The sequence below is a fragment of the Entomomonas moraniae genome (genome assembly GCF_003991975.1).
In the GTDB taxonomy this organism is placed as follows: domain Bacteria; phylum Pseudomonadota; class Gammaproteobacteria; order Pseudomonadales; family Pseudomonadaceae; genus Entomomonas; species Entomomonas moraniae.
In genome coordinates this window covers 171,374-189,314 of the sequence record NZ_CP029822.1, presented here as the reverse complement: position 1 = coordinate 189,314, position 17,941 = coordinate 171,374, and the positions used below count along the sequence as shown (strand labels likewise).

General features: G+C 39.2%; 13 protein-coding genes and 1 pseudogene. 11 read left to right on the top strand and 3 right to left on the bottom strand.

The window, feature by feature from the left end; genetic code table 11:
- Nucleotides 1–8 precede the first annotated feature (8 nt).
- The 8 genes and pseudogenes from DM558_RS00985 to DM558_RS00950 all read left to right on the top strand — a co-directional run bounded on the left by DM558_RS00985 (nucleotide 9) and on the right by DM558_RS00950 (nucleotide 10,814).
- Complete coding sequence (locus DM558_RS00985) at nucleotides 9–989, top strand: glycosyl transferase family protein (protein WP_127161652.1); 981 nt, start codon at nucleotides 9–11, stop codon at nucleotides 987–989.
- A 54-nt stretch (nucleotides 990–1,043) separates the two neighbouring features.
- A complete protein-coding gene (gene galU, locus DM558_RS00980) occupies nucleotides 1,044–1,877 on the top strand; it encodes a UTP--glucose-1-phosphate uridylyltransferase GalU (protein WP_109703468.1) in 834 nt (277 codons plus the stop codon).
- A gap of 9 nt (nucleotides 1,878–1,886) precedes the next feature.
- Nucleotides 1,887–3,281, top strand: a complete 1,395-nt coding sequence (locus DM558_RS00975; RefSeq protein WP_127161651.1) for a phosphohexomutase domain-containing protein — start codon at nucleotides 1,887–1,889, stop codon at nucleotides 3,279–3,281.
- A 127-nt stretch (nucleotides 3,282–3,408) separates the two neighbouring features.
- Nucleotides 3,409–6,024 (top strand): bifunctional lysylphosphatidylglycerol flippase/synthetase MprF, encoded by a 2,616-nt coding sequence (gene mprF, locus DM558_RS00970; protein ID WP_127161650.1) that lies wholly within the window; start codon nucleotides 3,409–3,411, stop codon nucleotides 6,022–6,024.
- A 211-nt stretch (nucleotides 6,025–6,235) separates the two neighbouring features.
- The gene (locus DM558_RS00965; RefSeq protein WP_109703471.1) at nucleotides 6,236–7,333 is read left to right on the top strand and encodes a polyamine ABC transporter substrate-binding protein; all 1,098 of its coding nucleotides are present in this window, start codon (nucleotides 6,236–6,238) and stop codon (nucleotides 7,331–7,333) included.
- 99 nt (nucleotides 7,334–7,432) lie between these two features.
- The gene (locus tag DM558_RS00960) at nucleotides 7,433–8,581 is read left to right on the top strand and encodes an ABC transporter ATP-binding protein (protein ID WP_127161649.1); all 1,149 of its coding nucleotides are present in this window, start codon (nucleotides 7,433–7,435) and stop codon (nucleotides 8,579–8,581) included.
- A gap of 746 nt (nucleotides 8,582–9,327) precedes the next feature.
- Nucleotides 9,328–10,002: pseudogene (locus DM558_RS00955) on the top strand (ABC transporter permease subunit); the annotation flags it as partial.
- Entirely contained in the window at nucleotides 10,002–10,814 is an 813-nt protein-coding gene (locus tag DM558_RS00950) for an ABC transporter permease subunit (protein ID WP_127161648.1), read from the top strand. The pseudogene DM558_RS00955 and the gene DM558_RS00950, both read left to right, overlap by 1 nt.
- A 31-nt stretch (nucleotides 10,815–10,845) precedes the next feature.
- On the opposite strand, the gene DM558_RS00945 is transcribed toward DM558_RS00950, so the two are convergent.
- Complete coding sequence (locus DM558_RS00945) at nucleotides 10,846–11,796, bottom strand: COG2958 family protein (RefSeq protein ID WP_127161647.1); 951 nt, start codon at nucleotides 11,794–11,796, stop codon at nucleotides 10,846–10,848.
- Nucleotides 11,797–11,902: 106 nt separating this feature from the next.
- Here DM558_RS00945 and rlmKL point away from each other — a divergent pair, with 106 nt between their 5' ends.
- Nucleotides 11,903–14,071 carry a bifunctional 23S rRNA (guanine(2069)-N(7))-methyltransferase RlmK/23S rRNA (guanine(2445)-N(2))-methyltransferase RlmL gene (gene rlmKL / locus DM558_RS00940; protein ID WP_127161646.1) on the top strand — a complete coding sequence of 723 codons (2,169 nt, stop codon included), beginning with the start codon at nucleotides 11,903–11,905 and terminating at the stop codon, nucleotides 14,069–14,071.
- A gap of 145 nt (nucleotides 14,072–14,216) precedes the next feature.
- Nucleotides 14,217–14,753 carry a carboxymuconolactone decarboxylase family protein gene (locus tag DM558_RS00935; protein ID WP_127161645.1) on the top strand — a complete coding sequence of 179 codons (537 nt, stop codon included), beginning with the start codon at nucleotides 14,217–14,219 and terminating at the stop codon, nucleotides 14,751–14,753.
- A 46-nt stretch (nucleotides 14,754–14,799) separates the two neighbouring features.
- On the opposite strand, the gene DM558_RS00930 is transcribed toward DM558_RS00935, so the two are convergent.
- Both DM558_RS00930 and brnQ read right to left on the bottom strand, forming a co-directional pair.
- A complete protein-coding gene (locus DM558_RS00930) occupies nucleotides 14,800–15,483 on the bottom strand; it encodes a hypothetical protein (protein ID WP_127161644.1) in 684 nt (227 codons plus the stop codon).
- Nucleotides 15,484–15,521: 38 nt separating this feature from the next.
- A complete protein-coding gene (gene brnQ / locus DM558_RS00925; protein WP_127161643.1) occupies nucleotides 15,522–16,838 on the bottom strand; it encodes a branched-chain amino acid transport system II carrier protein in 1,317 nt (438 codons plus the stop codon).
- A gap of 275 nt (nucleotides 16,839–17,113) precedes the next feature.
- Here brnQ and DM558_RS00920 point away from each other — a divergent pair, with 275 nt between their 5' ends.
- Nucleotides 17,114–17,884 (top strand): SDR family oxidoreductase, encoded by a 771-nt coding sequence (locus DM558_RS00920; protein ID WP_228411780.1) that lies wholly within the window; start codon nucleotides 17,114–17,116, stop codon nucleotides 17,882–17,884.
- Nucleotides 17,885–17,941 lie beyond the last annotated feature (57 nt).

The window sequence follows — 17,941 nt, the reverse complement described above, 5'->3', positions numbered from 1 at the left end:
TAAATAAAATGATACAGCCCAATACGATAGAACATCCTTTTGCTCAATATATTCGCATTTTGGGTAAAGGCCAAAACGGTTCACGCCATCTCACGTTAGAAGAGGCCGAAACCGCTATGTTAATGGTACTAAATGATGAGGTTGAAGCAGTTCAACTGGGAGCTTTCTTATTATTATTACGCTATCAATTAGAAACAGCTGAAGAACTCGCTGGCTTTGCAAATGCTGTACGCAAAAAAATACAAACACCAAACATACCACTCGATATTGATTGGCCAACCTATGCCGGTAAAAAAAGACATTACCCTTGGTATTTATTGGCAGCCAAGCTATTAGCTGCTCAGGGCATAACTATTCTTATGCATGGAGCAGGAGCGCATACCGCAGAGCGTTTTTATACTGAACAGTTTCTATCCATGTTGGCGATTAAGCATTGTAAAAATTGGTATGAAGTAGAAACCACTTTAGAAGATCAGCATATTGCATTTATTAGCCTAGGAAGTTTCTCCCCTAAGCTTCAACAAATTATGGATCTAAAATCACTATTGGGTGTACGCTCACCCGTGCACTCTCTCGTCAGATTAATCAACCCATTACAAGCACGTTGCAGTTTGCAAAGTATTTTCCACCCTAATTATCAAGCGATTCATCAAGAAACTAGCCGATTAATAGGTGATACCTCCATCATTATTAAAGGTGAAGGCGGTGAAAATGAAGTCAGAGCAGATAACATTAACCTATTATTAGGTACTCAACAAGGTTTACCTTGGCAAGAAACATGGCCTGCCCTTTCAGAACAACGGTTATTAAAACCAAGCCAACTCACACCTGAACACTTCATGGCTGTCTGGCAAAAAAAAGTACACGATGAATACGCAGATTTAGTAATACCTGCTACTATAGCACTTGCTTTACGCGGCTTAGGCACCCCACAACAGGAAGCATTAAAAGAAGGTACGCGATTATGGCAATTGCACACAAATGATTAAGAACTGCCGCGATTAGGCACTAAGTATATTAAAAAAAGTAATATTGGAGTTGTTATGATTAGTAAATGTCTTTTTCCTGCCGCTGGGTATGGTACACGTTTTCTACCTGTTACCAAAGCAATGCCTAAAGAAATGCTCCCTATCGTTAATAAGCCTCTGATTCAATATGCAGTTGAAGAAGCCAAAGAAGCCAATTTAGGGCATATGGCTATTGTGACAGGTAGAGGAAAAAGAGCGTTAGAAGACCATTTTGATATTAGCTATGAATTAGAAAAACAAATTGCAGGTTCATCGAAAGAGTATTTATTAGACGGTATTCGCGATTTAATCGCACATTGTACTTTCTCTTATACCCGCCAAATTGAAATGAAAGGGTTGGGCCATGCGATACTCACAGGTAAACAACTGATAGGTGATGAACCCTTCGCCGTTGTATTGGCTGACGACTTATGCATAAATATTGATGGAGAAGGCGTTTTGAGCCAAATGGTGAAACTTTACAATCAGTTTCGCTGCTCTATTGTGGCTGTTGAGGAAGTACCTAAAGAAGAAATCAGTCGCTATGGTGTTATCGAAGGCAAAATGATCAGTGATGACTTATATACCGTTACTAATATGGTTGAGAAGCCTTCGCCAGAAGAAGCACCTTCAAACCTTGCCATTATAGGTCGCTATATTTTAACTCCCGACATTTTCAAAATACTAGAAAACACACCACCCGGTAAAAATGGGGAAATACAAATCACAGATGCGCTTTTAACACAGGCAAAACAAGGGTGTGTTATCGCTTATAAATTTAAAGGCCACCGCTTTGACTGTGGAAGTGCAGAAGGCTTTATTGAAGCCACTAACTTTTGTTATGAAAACTTTTATAAAAAGAATTGCTAAGGACATCTGATGAGTCAGTTAACTTGTTTTAAAGCTTATGATATTCGTGGTCAACTCGGCACACAACTCAATGAAGAAATAGCCTACCGTATTGCACGTGCTTTTGCACAGTGGCTAAAACCAACTTCGATTGTTTTAGGTGGTGATATTCGTGCAACATCCAGCAGTTTAAAAGCCGCATTGGCTAGTGGCTTAAGAGATGAAGGCGTCAATGTCTTTGATCTTGGGCTCACAGGAACAGAAGAGATTTACTTCGCCACAACTTATCTTAAAACCTCTGGCGGTATAGAAGTCACAGCTTCTCACAACCCTATCGATTACAATGGTTTTAAATTCGTTCGCGAAGAATCACGCCCTATTTCAGCTGATACGGGGCTTAAAGAAATACAAGCCCTCGCAGAAACACTGAGCTATAACTTGGTTGATGGTAAAGATCCCTCAATAGATGAATCTAAACGAGGTAAGTATGAGCAAGTCAATACCCGTGAAGCTTATGTAAAACACCTATTATCTTATATTGATTTAACAACCCTTAAACCGCTAAAGTTGGTTGTCAATCCTGGTAATGGGGTTGCTGGCCCAGTTATTGATGCGCTAGAAAAAGCACTAAAAGCAGCTAATGCCCCCATTGAATTCATAAAAATCAACTTTGAACCTGATGGCACATTCCCTAATGGAATACCCAACCCTATTTTAGTAGAAAATCGTGATGTAACACGTAATGCTGTTCTGCAACACAAAGCAGATGCAGGGATTGCTTGGGACGGAGATTTTGATCGCTGTTTCTTATTTGATGAGCAAGGGCAATTCATTGAAGGGTATTATATTGTTGGCCTTCTAGCAGAAGCCTTTTTGCAAAAAGAACAAGGTGCCAAAATTATTTTAGATCCACGAATGACGTGGAATACCTTAGAAATTATTGAAAAAAACCAAGGACATGCGGTTAAAACCAAAGCAGGCCATGCCTTTATTAAAGAGTCTATGCGTAATCACGATGCGATTTATGGTGGAGAGATGAGTGCCCACCATTATTTCCGTGACTTCTTCTATTGCGATAGCGGCATGATTCCTTGGTTATTAGTCATTGAGTTAATGTGCCGTAAACAAAAACCACTCTCTGCCTTAGTCAACGAACGGATCACTGCCTACCCTTCCTCTGGTGAAATTAACCTTACCGTTTCTGATGCTAAGAAGGTTATTGAAGCTGTCGAGAAAAAATACAGTCCTTCCGCAATGCAAATTGAGCATATCGATGGTTTAGGTGTCAATTATGAAGATTGGCGCTTTAATCTTCGCTCATCCAACACAGAGCCAGTCATTCGTCTTAATGTTGAAAGTCGTCATAACTCCAGTTTACTAACAGAAAAAACAGAAGAGTTACTAGCCTTTATCAAGGCTATTTAGAAAATAATGAACTATGGCTAACAAGAAAGCCATAGTTCACTATAATGTCTCTACATGAAAAAGATTAACGAATATTGTAATATTAACTTATAATTCGGCTTTAAGTTAAAATACAACGCTACAAACTATGCTAAAAAGAACTAATTTATCAGACGATTCTTGCAGTGTTTCTCCTAACAAAGAAACTGGACTGATAGCCTTTTTGCGTCGTAATCAGCAACGCCTTGGTATCATATTCACTGTCGTTGTATTCATTCTGGCCCTTACTACATTTGCCCATTTGGTAGAAGATATTGATCGACAGAGTCTTTCCCACGCGCTGAGCAATGTTTCATGGCTTACCATTGGTATTGCAATACTAGCGGCAATGACCAGTTACAGTATGATCTTAGGCTATGAGTGGTCAGCTAGCCGCTATGCCAATGCTAAACTCTCTTTACCTACCCTAGCACTAGGCGGTTTATCTGCTGCTGCTATTGGAAATGCGCTGGGTTTCTCTATGTTAACGGGTGGTTCTGTACGCTACCGTACGTACAGCAAGAAAAATATTTCAGCCATTGCCATTATCCAAATGACCGTGTTTGCTAGCCTTTCCTTAGGCGTTGCACTCCCGCCCATTGCCGCCATCATGGCATTTACGGATATCGATTACTCCGCTAAAGCACTGCATATTAACGAAACATTATTGATCATTATTGCTGGAGCCATCATCGCTGGTTATACTATTTTTCTAGCCATTGCCAGTCGATTTATCTCAAAAGAACACCCGTCAATTGACAGCCGATACCTTTGTTTAGGCCCCCTTAATCTACGCGTCCCCAATTTACGCCTTACTCTTCTACAATTTGTAATCACTTTTTTAGACGTGCTCGCTGCAGGCACTGTACTTTATTGTTTGCTTCCTGCCTCCGTCAGTATCCCATTCGGCACATTTTTAACTGTTTACTTACTCGCTCTCGCCGCTGGGGTTCTAAGCCATGTACCAGGAGGACTAGGTGTTTTCGAAGTTGTTCTACTCGCCGCATTCAAAGAACAGCTGGATCAACCTGGATTACTTGCAGCACTCTTACTTTACCGCTTAATTTATGTTGTAATGCCTTTAGTGATCGCCTGTTTAGTTTTACTTGTTATTGAAGCTCGAAATTTTGCTAGTCATCAAACTAATAAGCTATCAACTAATGCTGCTCCACAGATTGCACTACTCGTGCTTATATCAGGTATTTACCTTGTTTTCTCAGGAATTGTTCCAGAACGCGTTTCTTACTTAAGAGAGCTTTCCAACATATTCCCTAATATTATGATTAACAGTGCCCACTTAATAGCCAGTTTAATAGGCTTTTTTTGCTTAATTGCTGCACAAGGTTTATGGCGACGACTTGCAAGTGCTTGGCGTATAACACTTGCACTAACAATAGCAGGTACAGTCTTTAGTTTAATCAAAGGGCTGGATTGGCAAATTGCATTGCTACTTTCATTTACAACCGTTAACTTAATTACCTTTCGAAAAATATTTTATCGACAAAGTAAACTGATGGACGCTACCTATTCAAAGCCTACCATCATTGTTTTAGGATGCACACTTGCAGTTTCTATTTGGCTATATTGCTTTACTTACCGATACACACCTTATAGCAATGAGTTATGGTGGCAGTTCGGCTTATATAATGATGTAAGCAAAGGGCTCTGGGCACTTCTTGCCAATACCATTATCTTCGCTTTGGTTATCATTAGCTGGTTACTATACACTTCGCCCCCTAAAATTCTCACCCCAACTGACGCGCAACTGACGTTAGCTAAACATATTATCGCTGCGTCTAATCAACCCTATGGTGCGTTAGTTTTCGGTAAAGATAAAGATGTCTTATTTCACCCGCTACAAGATAGTTTTATCATGTATGCAGGCCATGACCGTAGTTTAGTTGCCCTATCAGACCCTGTTGGGAACCCAAAAACAACAACTGAACTCATTTGGCAATTTAGAGACTATTGCGACTTACACAATGTAAACCCTGTTTTCTATCAAATAAAACCTGACGATCTTTCAGACTACATGGATATAGGCCTTGTTATTGTTAAATTAGGCAAAGAAGCCATTTTAAACCTCAAGCAGTTCGATATTGAAACAAAGCCTGAATTTAAAGAAATACAACAAATAGGAAACGATAATAACTTAACCCTGAAAATCTATAATGCAGGTGAATTGCCTTTTGAAAAAATGAAAACTATTATCGACTCCTCTAGTCATAAAGAACAACAAAGAGGTTTCTTAGTAGGTAAATTAACACCAGAGTATTTACAACACTTCAGAATAGCTGCGATTGATTTTAAAGGTGAAATTATTGCTTTCATGAATTTACTAGAAACCAATACACAAGAAATCAGCACCATTGATTTGATACAAATACAAAACAATGCTCCCAAATTCACCATGGAATACCTTCTATTGAGTGTAATTGGCTCACTACAACAAGAAGGTCTTAAATACTTCAGCTTAGGACTAACCCCAGATACTGAACTAAAACCTAATAAGAATGGCCCAATGGCTTATCGCTTAGGATCATTAATCTTTAGACGCAGTCATTTACTGTATAACATTAATGGCCTAAACCGCTTTAAAGACAAATTTGATTTTGAATGGCAAATACGCTACATGGCAATCCCGGCAAGACTTGATCCATTTGTTGCTTTAACTGATGTAGCCAGTCTTATTTCAGGTGGACTCACCACAGCAATTGAGCGCTAATATAACAAGATCAAGCCCCATCTCATCGTATAAAAAATACGACTAATTAAAATGTTTCATAATAAATAATTTTCTAGTGTTGTCGGTAAATAAAAACTATAATGACTAATTAATATTGAAAATAGTTTTTCAGGCATTTAAAAGGCTACTTAGTAACACATACTAAGTGTAATTGGTAGGTTGTTTTATCTTTGCTGGAGAGTTAACCACAATGAATTTTTTCAAAAAAACCCTTCTCGCCACCTCTATTACTCTAGTAGCTACAGGTATCGTATCTGCTGCTGAAAATACATTACATATTTATAACTGGTCTGATTATATTGCACCTGATACTATCAGTAAGTTCGAGAAAAAAACGGGTATAAAAGTCGTTTATGATGTCTTTGATAACAATGAAATTGTCGAAGCCAAACTGATCGCTGGTAACTCTGGCTATGATATTGTAGTGCCTTCTAATGCCTTTTTGGCAAAACAAATCAAGGCAGGGTTATACCAACCTTTAGATAGATCTAAACTACCTAACTGGAAAAACCTAAACCCTACATTAATGAAAGTGCTGGAAGTTAACGATCCAGAAAACAAATACGCTATTCCTTATATGTGGGGAACCATTGGTATTGCTTACAATGTGGATAAAGTGAAAGCAGTCCTAGGTGATAATGCGCCTGTTGACTCATGGGATCTTGTTTTCAATGTTGAAAACATGGAAAAACTAAAATCCTGTGGTGTTGCATTCTTAGACTCACCAACAGAAATGTTGCCTGCCGCAATGAAATATTTAGGTGAAGACCCTACCGCTACAGATACTAAGAATATCAAAGATGCCCAAGCGTTATTCTTAAAAATTCGCCCTTATGTTGCTTACTTCCACTCATCTAAAAATATTTTAGACCTTGCTAATGGTAATATCTGCGTTTCTGTAGGTTACTCTGGGGATTTACAACAAAGTAAAAACCGCGCAGAAGAAGCCAAAAATGGGGTACATATCAAATACAACATTCCTAAAGAAGGTGCTGCCAGCTTCTTTGATATGATGGCAATCCCTAAAGATGCACCCAACCCTGAGGCTGCACATCAATTTATTAACTTTATTATGCAACCTGAAATTGCAGCAGAAATCACCAACTATATACGCTTCCCTAATGCTAATAGTGCTGCAACACCTTTAGTCAATAAAGATATTACAAGTGATCCTGGTATCTATCCAACAGAAGAAATAATGAAGAAAATATATACTTTCCCATTATTACCATTGAAAACACAACGTACAATGGTCAACAGTTGGACTAAAGTTAAAACAAGCAAATAAATTCCGCTCGTTTTAGTATCTAAAAAATCGAGTAATAGGTTTTTAAATAGACTTATTACTCGTTGTTATTTTTACTCTTTTGTATGGAGATTAACATCAATGGCTGTTGCATCAAGCGCTTTTAAAAAAGCCATGACGGGAACCCAGACACCTAAAGAAGCTCTGGTTAAAATTGATCGTGTCACTAAATCATTCGATGGTACTATCGCAGTAGATAATGTAAGCCTAACGATTAACCGTGGCGAAATTTTCGCTTTACTAGGCGGTTCAGGCTCAGGGAAATCAACATTATTGCGAATGTTAGCTGGCTTTGAAACACCAACAGAAGGACGTATCTTCCTTGACGGTCAAGACATTACCAAGCTTCCACCTTACGAACGTCCTATTAATATGATGTTCCAATCTTATGCACTTTTTCCACACATGACCGTGGAACAAAATATAGCTTTTGGTCTAAAACAAGACAAACTCCCCAAGAACCAGATCAAAGAACGTGTTGAGCAGATGCTCAAACTAGTACACATGACTCAATACGCCCACCGTAAACCACACCAATTATCAGGTGGTCAAAGGCAACGTGTTGCACTCGCTCGCTCACTCGCCAAGCGCCCAAAACTTCTACTACTTGATGAACCGATGGGAGCATTAGATAAAAAGCTACGTTCACAAATGCAGTTAGAGTTGGTAGAAATTATTGAAAGTGTCGGCGTAACTTGTGTGATGGTCACCCATGACCAAGAAGAAGCCATGACCATGGCTCAACGTATCGCTATCATGAATCAAGGGTGCATTGAGCAAATTGGTAGTCCGATGGATATTTATGAAACACCTGCAACGCGCTTAGTGTGTGAGTTCATTGGTAACGTCAACATGTTTGAAGGCGAAATTGTTGATGACATGAGTAACCATGTGACAATTACGTGCCCAACCCTCCCCAACCCTATTTATATTGGTCATGGTCTAAGTACCCGTGCCGAAGATAAAAAGGTAACCTTTGCAATACGCCCTGAAAAAATATTGATCAGCCACCAAAAGCCTGAGATTGAGCACCCAGACTATAACTGGACAACAGGTAAAGTATACGATATCGCCTACTTAGGCGGACATTCTATTTACTACATAGAACTTCCCTCTGGCGCGATTGTACAATCCTTTATGGCAAACTCTGAACGTCACGTTAAACGCCCCACATGGGATGATCAGGTTTATTTGTATTGGGAAGATGACAGTGGTGTGGTACTACAATGAATACGAGACTACTAACCTTTGCTACAAAGCTCGGGAGGGGGTCCGTTATTGGTATTCCCTTCGCTTGGCTATTTTTATTCTTTTTACTGCCTTTTATCATTGTATTAAAAATCAGCTTATCTGAGGGTGACTATAGCCCACCTTATCATGCAATGTTGTTATGGACAGAAGATCAAGTCTCTATCGTCTTAAATTACTATAGCTATTTAAGTATTATCCAAGACGATGAGTGGAGCTACTTGGCACCTTATCTGTCTATGTTAAAACTGGCTGTTATTAGTACGATTATTTGTGTTGTACTCGGCTATTTCATTGCCCGTTTTTTAGTCAAATTACACAATGAAAAACTGCAAAAAATATTACTTTGGTTAATTGCCCTACCAACCATCTTAGTTATTTTCTTGCATGGCTATGCCTCCTATACAGGTAATTTGCTAGCGCCTACAGGTATTATTAATAACTTCCTGCTTCATACAGGAATCATCAGCGAACCACTTGCCTCATTAAGTAGTTCATTTATGATCTATTTGGGCGTCATTATTAGCCACGTTTCATTGGTTATTTTCCCAGTTTTCTTCCAACTGAATCAACGTGAATACAGTTGTGATTTTGTTATACAAAAAATACGCATTTCTAACCTACCTAAAATGCAACTAATTATTGGTGCATTATTGGTATTCATCTGTGTTATTGGCAAATACCTAATTCCTAATCCCCTTGGATTTGAAAGTTTTGAAAGCTCAAGCTATTTAACGCCTTATTTAAACTCACTTGAATTAGCCTTTTTTAGTACATTCTTCTGTCTAATTATTGGCTATCCCATGGCTTATGCTATTGCGCGAGCACCCAAAAGCTCACAAGCCATATTATTACTCCTAATTGTCATGCCAACATGGACAGCGCTACTTATTCGTGTTTATGCATGGATGACTATCTTAGGTAATGGAAATAATGGCTTATTAAATCAGTTTTTAATGGGATTTGGGATTATCAGTACCCCTATTGAAGTATTGAACACTTATATTGCTGTTTATATTGGGGTTATTTATGCCTACCTCCCCTTTATGATTTTGCCGCTATACGCAAACCTAGTGAAGCATGACCAATCACTTCTAGAAGCGGCTTCTGATTTAGGTACTAAAAGCCTCGTGGCTTTCTGGAAAATTACAGTACCTTTATCTAAAAACGGTATTATTACGGGATGTATGCTAGTATTTATTCCTATCATTGGTGAGTTTGTTATCCCAGAATTACTGGGTGGTTCAGAATACCAATTAATCGGACAAACAATTTACCGTGAATACTTCAGCAATAACGATTGGCCAAGAGCAGCTGCCTTAGCCGTGATCATGTTGATGCTATTGATCATCCCGATTCAACTCTTTAACCGTAACCAATCTAAACAACTGGAGGCAAAATAATGAAGCGTCGTCTAAACTTCACTAACCTCATGTTGGTCGTAGGGTTATTATTTATTTATCTCCCCATGTTCATTTTGGTTATTTACTCTTTCAACGCTTCTAAAATGGTGGTTGTATGGGAGGGTTGGTCAACCAAATGGTACCGTAGTTTATCCGACAGTACTGACCTCATTGCTGCCTTATTCCGCTCCCTTGAGGTGGCTTTTTATACATCCATCACCGCAGTTATCTTGGGTACGTTAGCGGCCTTTGTGCTGACTCGAATGGATCAATTCCGCGGTCGTTCTATCTTCGCGGGAATGGTAACAGCACCCTTGGTCATGCCTGAAATCATCACAGGTTTCTCGTTACTACTACTTTTTATGGCATTTAATGAATTATTTAGTTGGCCAAGTAAAGGATTAATGAATATCTGGATTGCCCATGTTACATTCTGTACAGCCTATGTAGCTATTTTAGTTTCATCGCGTTTAAGAGAGCTTGACCGCTCACTTGAAGAGGCCTCAATGGATTTGGGTGCGCCACCTTGGAAAACCTTTATATTCATTACAATACCGATGATCGCACCCTCTCTTTTTGCAGGGGCTATGCTGTCTTTCGCGTTATCACTTGATGATGTGGTATTAGCCAACTTCTTATCTGGCCCTGGTTCAACTACATTGCCTGTTTATATCTTCTCGAAAGTGAGATTAGGTGTTGATCCACAAATTAATGCCATTGCCTCTATTATTCTATTAGTGATTTCAACCATCACCCTTACGGCTTGGTTTGTAAATAGAAGAATAGAGAAAAAGCGTAAAGTCGTTTCTTAAGCAATAAAAAAAGAGAAGCCATTGGCTTCTCTTATTTATTCCAATCTTTTGTTCTAAGTCTTCCCGTTTCATAGTAGTTAGATACCAAATCGACAAACTCTTTCATATCACCGTTTTCAACCACTAAGCGATTAACTGTTTGCCAATCAATATCCGTTTTAGCACGAGCAGGGATTAAAATTTCTGACTCTGACAAATCTTTTGTATTTAAAACAATGACACCAATGCCATGCAGTGCAGATAGCATTCTTAACTCATCTTCTGTGCCATCACCTGCAATACTTGTACATACGAGATAGCCTTCATTAGCCCAAGTTGAATTACTAACGGCTTGGAAAAAATATTCACGAACATTGGCACGGGTCATGCTACGTTTAACCTCAAATGACCAGAGCCGAACACTTTGCCCGTCCCCTTTTAACACACACGTACGTACCAACTGATCCCATGTTTCGGCAATAGGTTCCATCGCCACAATATCAGGATGCAACCACTTATTTGCATTCATGCCATAACGGTTACTGGAACGCTTTTCATCAATACGCATACTGTATAACTTTAATTCGCTAGCTAAATAACGTATAAGCAAGGGGTACAGATCATGCTCTGTTAATTGCGCTTGCTTTACTTGCTGTTGTTTATCTGCCTCATATTCAATATCCGCTAAATCATCAGCCACTAATGAATTAACCAGCCCCATTGTTCGGGTATCATCAAACCAATAAACGCGAGGTTTAGGTTTATCTTGCCAACGAATTTTTTTATTCTTTTTAATAATTTGGTCTTTTTGTGCCCCTATTTCAGCCACGATTTGCTGAATAAAGTCCTGTTCACTCACAAAACGATCATTTAGGCGCTTTTCTTGATAATCTTCTGGGTAGCGCTTAATAATCGCTTGTGCAATTTCTCGTGCCGTAAACTTCTGATTAGGGTTCTCCATTAACCAATTAGCAATTTTTTGCGTTTGAGAAAGCCTACTCATTATTATAAATCCTTAAAATAATTGAGTGATAAATATATCATATTCATTACGCATTCGTCAGAAACAGTTATACTATGCACCTTACAAAAAATTATTAGGTTGTTACATGTCTGCACAATTTGAACTTATCCTTACTTGCCCTAAAAGCCTTGAAGGGTTACTTAAAGATGAAGCCACCGAACTCGGTTTAATCGATGCCAAAGAACGCATAGCCAATGTTCAAGGTCTGGCAGACATGGCAACGGCTTATCGTCTATGCTTATGGTCACGTTTAGCTAACCGCGTCTTGTTAGTCATCAAACGCTTTCCACTCAAAAATGCCCAAGAACTTTATGATGGGGTTTATGACATTGACTGGCGTGACCACCTAGAACCCACAGGCAGCTTAGCAATTGAATTTACAGGCCAAGGTAGCGGTATAGATAATACCCACTTTGGAGCACTCAAAGTCAAAGATGCGATTGTTGACCGACTACGCAATAACCGTGGTGAACGCCCATCTATCGACAAACAATACCCCGATGTGCGTATACATGCCCGTATTGAACGTGGTGAAGCGACTGTTTCAATCGATTTATCAGGCCATAGTCTGCACCAACGCGGTTACCGCTTACAACAAGGGGCAGCGCCTTTAAAAGAAAACCTAGCAGCGGCGATTCTCATCCGCGCGGGCTGGCCTAAAATTGCGGCAGAAGGTGGCGCATTGGTTGACCCTATGTGTGGGGTGGGTACACTGATTATTGAAGGGGCAATGATGGCCGCTGACCAAGCGCCTAATCTTTATCGCGAGCATTGGGGTTTTAATAATTGGTTAGGTCATATTCCTAGTATTTGGAAACAAGTATTGCAAGAAGCAAAAGAGCGATCAGAGGCTGGTTTAGCAAAACCCCCACTATGGATTCGTGGCTATGAAGCAGACCCACGGCTCATTAAACCTGCGCATAACAATATTGAACGTGCGTACTTAGAGGACTGGATTAAAGTTTACCAAGGCGACTTAGCCACCTTTTCACCTCATCCTGACAAAGGGCAAAAAGGGTTGGTTATTTGTAACCCTCCGTATGGGGAGCGTTTGGGCGATGAAGCAAGCCTACTTTACCTTTATCAACACTTTGGCGAAGCTTTAAGAAATCAATGTGTAGGTTGGCAAGCAGGTATCTTTACCGGTGCACCTGATTTATGTAAACGCATGGGCATACGTAGTCATAAACAATACAGCTTCTTTAATGGTACGATTCCTTGTAAATTAGTACTACTAAACGTAAGCCCTGCACAATTTGTTGTACAACATGCAGAACAAACGACGGAAGAAGCTTCCACAACAAAGCCTGTTGCTATGTTATCTGAGGGGGCAAAAATGTTTGCCAATCGCCTCGAAAAAAACAAAAAACAACTGGCTAAATGGGCAAAACAACAGAATATTACTTGCTATCGCGTTTATGATGCAGATATGCCTGAATACGCCATTGCCGTTGATCTTTATGATGATTGGATACATGTCCAAGAATACGCCCCTCCTCGTTCTATTGACCCAGAAAAAGCGCAAACACGTCTATTAGATGCCCTTTCTGCTATTCCCCAAGTGTTTGATATCAGCCCTGAAAAAATTGTTATCAAACGCCGTGAACAGCAAAAAGGTAAAAACCAGTACGAGCGCCAAAATTCCGAAGGTCACTTTATGGAAGTACAAGAAGGTGACGTTAAACTGTTAGTCAATCTCAAAGACTACCTTGATACAGGGTTATTTCTAGATCACCGCCCCATGCGCCTAAGACTTCAAGAAGAAGCGCAAGGCAAACGCTTTTTAAACCTTTATTGCTACACAGCCACAGCAACCGTGCATGCTATAAAGGGTGGCGCAAGAACAACGACCAGTGTTGATCTTTCTAAAACCTACCTCGATTGGGGTAAGCGTAATCTTTTATTAAACGGTTTTTCTGAACGCCAGAAACTTATTCAAGCCGATGTGATGGAATGGCTAGAAAATGACCGTGAAGAATATGATTTAATCTTTATCGACCCCCCTACTTTTTCCAACTCAAAACGCTTTGAAGGGGTGTTTGATGTACAACGTGATCATATAAAACTGATTGAGTTAGCAATGAATCGCTTAAGTAACAAAGGAGTTATTTATTTTTCTAATAACTTCCGTAAATTTGTTTTTGATGATGATTTAAAAGAAAAATATCATGTAGAAGAGATTACCGAACAAACCATCGATATGGACTTTAAACGTAATACAAAAATTCATCATGCATGGCGAATCACAAAATAAAATTATCAATGACCGTTTGGACAAAGTAATTAATCGCAACTGGATAATAAGGCAATAGAAATAATCTGTGACTTATTATCTATAGCGATAATTCTTATAAAGACTATGATAATAACTCCTTAATTGCTTTGTCTTGGAGATGATAATGTCTAGATTTACTATTCCTACCGATATCCAAAGTACACCTGAAGAATCACATGCCATCCTTGAAGGAATTCATAAACAACTCGGTTCTGTACCCAATATTTATCGTCTTGTTGCACAAAGTCCTGCGGCACTAAAAGGCTTTATGGATCAAGCCGGCGCGTTAGCAAAGGGTAAGTTATCCCCTAAGATTAGAGAAGGTATTTCTTTAGCCATTGGCCAACTTAATGATTGCCACTATTGCTTATCAGCTCACTCCTTTATTTCTACTCAGCTTTTAAAAACAGACAAAGCTGAAGTAGAAGCCAACCGTAAAGCAGACTCTCACGATCCAAAAACAAAAGCAGCACTACAATTTGCTGTCAAGGTTGCAGAAAATAAAGGCCGTGTTGCTGAGAAAGAGCTCACTAAACTACGTGATATTGGTTTTTGCGATGCAGAAATTATTGAGATCATCCAAAATGTTACCCTTAATATTTGGACTAACTATTTGAATAATGTTGCAGAAACGCCTATCGATTTCCCTGAAGTTAAGTAAATCTACCCCTAACTCCCTGCAATAGGGAGTTAGGTAATTAAAGACACTAATTGATTAATCCTGATGCCTTCCCTAAATAACCACACCCTTGAAGCGTTTGATAGTTAATAGTTAAGATAGTGCGCAACGAATAAATATCACCCGTTTCTTCATCTACACAACGTTCAGGTGCTGCCCAGAGCTGTATTTTCTGGTTATTAGCCTCAGTTGCAAAGTTCATTTGTCCATCAGGCAAACGCTCATCAACATAAGGTAAAACCAGCGGAGCTTGGTTGATACGCTCTAACACTAATCCTTTAGGCGCTATACTGGTCACCCAGAGAGGATTTTTACCAATCGCCCTAATAACAACTCGATTATAATCATCCTCTCGACACCCTTTATTCACATCAGTTGTTAAACGGTTTAATTTCTTAACAGTAAAACGGCCTGACTCACCGGCACTTGGTTGCGTAGTGATAACACCCATCACATCAATAAATAGCTGACCTTTTGAAGAACGGTTAACCAATGTATCTGCATCAGCTGTAAAATTAGCATCGTCTAATAGTTGCAGGCGTTCATGGGTATTACTAATACAATCCGTCGCAATCCACTGCCCATTCTGTTTTGTCAAGACAGCACGTAGTTGCGTACTCTCTCGATCAATCGGCGGTTTTGTCTCTGTGTGTTGACAAGCTAGCAATAATAAGCAAGAAACAAATAAACAGCTTAAACGTATCAACGACATACTCTCTTTCCTTTCAATAAAAGCCAACCACTGTATGGCTAGCTACTTACCTTTCCATAAAGCACATCCCAAACAGTTGCCAACACTAAAACGACAATTGAAGGAATAAGCCACGCTAAACTGGCATCGGCCAGCGGTAGTGTAGAAATAAAATCAGGGACACTTAGTTTAGCTTCTTTTAATCCATCAAAAACACCAAAGAAGAAGGATACTAACATCACTGGGGCAAACACATACATCGGATTACGCCAAAACGATTTAAAGAAACTCATCAATACCAACACAATGCATGGTGGATAAATGGCAACAAGTATCGGTCCAGAGATAGCTAACAACTGAGTTAATCCAATATTTGATACAATAAAAGAAACAGTCGCCACAACTAAAACCACTAAACGATAAGGGATAGGTAATAAATTAGCAAAATATGTGCTACAAGCAGTTGTTACACCTATCGCCGTTACCAAACACGCAATACCAATTAAAATAGCAAGAAAAATAGCTCCAAACTCACCAAAGGTATAGTTCACATACGCTTGCAGTACTTTTGCACCATTATCTAATCCCACAGAAATAGCCGCACTGTTACTGCCTAATTTAAACAAACTTATGTAAACCAGTGTTAAACCAATCCCTGCTATAAGCCCAGCAATAATTGCATAACGCGCAACTAATCGAGTTGATTCAATTCCTCGTGAGCGTATGGCATTAATAATCACCACACCAAAAGCTAAAGAGGCCAATGTATCCATGGTTAAATAACCATTAATAAACCCTTGCGTAAACGCCCCTGTTTCATAGGCTTGTGTTGCGGGAACAACATCACCCACAGGATAAAGAAAAGCAGCCACCCCTAATATAGATAGAGCTAATATTTTTAAAGGGGCGAGAACATGCCCTACAGAATCTAATAATTTTGCGGGATAAAAAGAAACACCAATCACAAGAATAAAATAAACAAGGCTGTAAGCAAATAATGCATAATTTTCATATTGCAGTAAACCACCTTCTTTTAAAAAAGGGAATATGCCAATTTCAAAAGAAACAGTTGCTGTTCTTGGACCAGCAAAAAGGGGACCAATCGATAGGTAACAAACGACAGCCAGTAATGTTCCTGCTATTTTTCCAATAGGGTGAGTAAGCGCCGCCATGGTACCGCCCACTCGTGCCATTGCTACAATGGTAATGACGGGTAGACTGACGCCTGTAATCAAAAAGCCAATTGCAGCAAACCAAACATTATGCCCTGCATGCAACCCAATAAAAGGGGGTAAAATAATATTTCCAGCCCCCACAAATAGCGCAAAAGTCATAAAACCTAACGCTAAAATATCACCAAACTTTAATTCTTTCATCAAAACACTCACAAAGGCCATGTAATACAATTATAAAACATGTTGGCTAGCCATTTAGCTTAAAATAAGACAGCGTAAAAATTGCACAATATAACAGATAACCCTTATTCCTGTGAACGTAAAAAAGCCAACTTGATCATTTCGTTTGTCTTTAAGCACATATTCTTTAGTCTACCCCTACCCTACAAAAAAATGTAATAATCAGTTTAATCAGTAGTATTTTACAAACAGGCTAGGTTAAACTGGCTATCTACCAGCGTACAAGGATAACTCTCTTGAAAACTATTTTTATAACAGGTTGCTCTAGCGGCATGGGATTAACTGCTGCACACTTTTTAAAAGATCTCGGTTTTCGTGTCATTACCTCTTGCCGTAAAGAAACTGACTTACTAAAACTCAAAGAACAGGGGTTTGAAGCTGTTTTATTAGATCTCGATAATAGCGAGAGTATTAAAAATGCTAGCCAAGAGATAAAAGAAATAACACAAGGAAAGCTTTACGGCTTATTTAATAATGCGGGCTTTGGTGTTTATGGCCCTTTGCAAGAAATATCACGCGAACAACTAGAACGACAATTTTCAACCAATGTCTTTGGCTTGCATGAGCTGACCAATTATTTATTACCGTTGATGCTTGCTCAGGGTGAAGGGCGTATTGTACAAACCAGTTCAGTGATGGGCTTTATTGCTACGCCCGGTCGTGGTGCTTATGCTGCTAGCAAATACGCGGTTGAAGCATTAAGTGATGCATTACGTCTTGAGTTACATAATACAGGGATAAAAATTAGCTTAATTGAACCGGGGCCTATTACGACCTCGTTTTCTGAAAATGTTAACCAAGTTAATGAGAACAACCATGTTAAAAACCCCGGTATTGCGGCTAAATTTTCATTGGCTCCCGATGATGTGATGCCCTATCTCAAACATGCATTTACTCATAAAAAACCTAAAATTCGCTATCGTATTACCATGGTCAGTAAAAGCATGTGGTATGCTAAACGACTATTACCCAGTTGTTGGTTAGATAAAATTTTACTGATCAAATAATGTATAAAAAAACATCGGCAACTCAGTGCCGATGTTTTTTATTTACGTCGATATAAC

What these genes read in the sequence shown, in the direction of transcription:
- DM558_RS00960 (WP_127161649.1), top strand. Translation starts at nt 7,433, where the DNA reads ATGGCTGTTGCATCAAGCGCTTTTAAAAAAGCCATGACGGGAACCCAG.
- DM558_RS00975 (WP_127161651.1), top strand. Translation starts at nt 1,887, where the DNA reads ATGAGTCAGTTAACTTGTTTTAAAGCTTATGATATTCGTGGTCAACTC.
- DM558_RS00945 (WP_127161647.1), bottom strand. Translation starts at nt 11,796, where the DNA reads ATGAGTAGGCTTTCTCAAACGCAAAAAATTGCTAATTGGTTAATGGAG.
- DM558_RS00950 (WP_127161648.1), top strand. Translation starts at nt 10,002, where the DNA reads ATGAAGCGTCGTCTAAACTTCACTAACCTCATGTTGGTCGTAGGGTTA.
- rlmKL (WP_127161646.1), top strand. Translation starts at nt 11,903, where the DNA reads ATGTCTGCACAATTTGAACTTATCCTTACTTGCCCTAAAAGCCTTGAA.
- DM558_RS00930 (WP_127161644.1), bottom strand. Translation starts at nt 15,483, where the DNA reads ATGTCGTTGATACGTTTAAGCTGTTTATTTGTTTCTTGCTTATTATTG.
- brnQ (WP_127161643.1), bottom strand. Translation starts at nt 16,838, where the DNA reads ATGAAAGAATTAAAGTTTGGTGATATTTTAGCGTTAGGTTTTATGACT.
- DM558_RS00985 (WP_127161652.1), top strand. Translation starts at nt 9, where the DNA reads ATGATACAGCCCAATACGATAGAACATCCTTTTGCTCAATATATTCGC.
- DM558_RS00935 (WP_127161645.1), top strand. Translation starts at nt 14,217, where the DNA reads ATGTCTAGATTTACTATTCCTACCGATATCCAAAGTACACCTGAAGAA.
- DM558_RS00965 (WP_109703471.1), top strand. Translation starts at nt 6,236, where the DNA reads ATGAATTTTTTCAAAAAAACCCTTCTCGCCACCTCTATTACTCTAGTA.
- mprF (WP_127161650.1), top strand. Translation starts at nt 3,409, where the DNA reads ATGCTAAAAAGAACTAATTTATCAGACGATTCTTGCAGTGTTTCTCCT.
- galU (WP_109703468.1), top strand. Translation starts at nt 1,044, where the DNA reads ATGATTAGTAAATGTCTTTTTCCTGCCGCTGGGTATGGTACACGTTTT.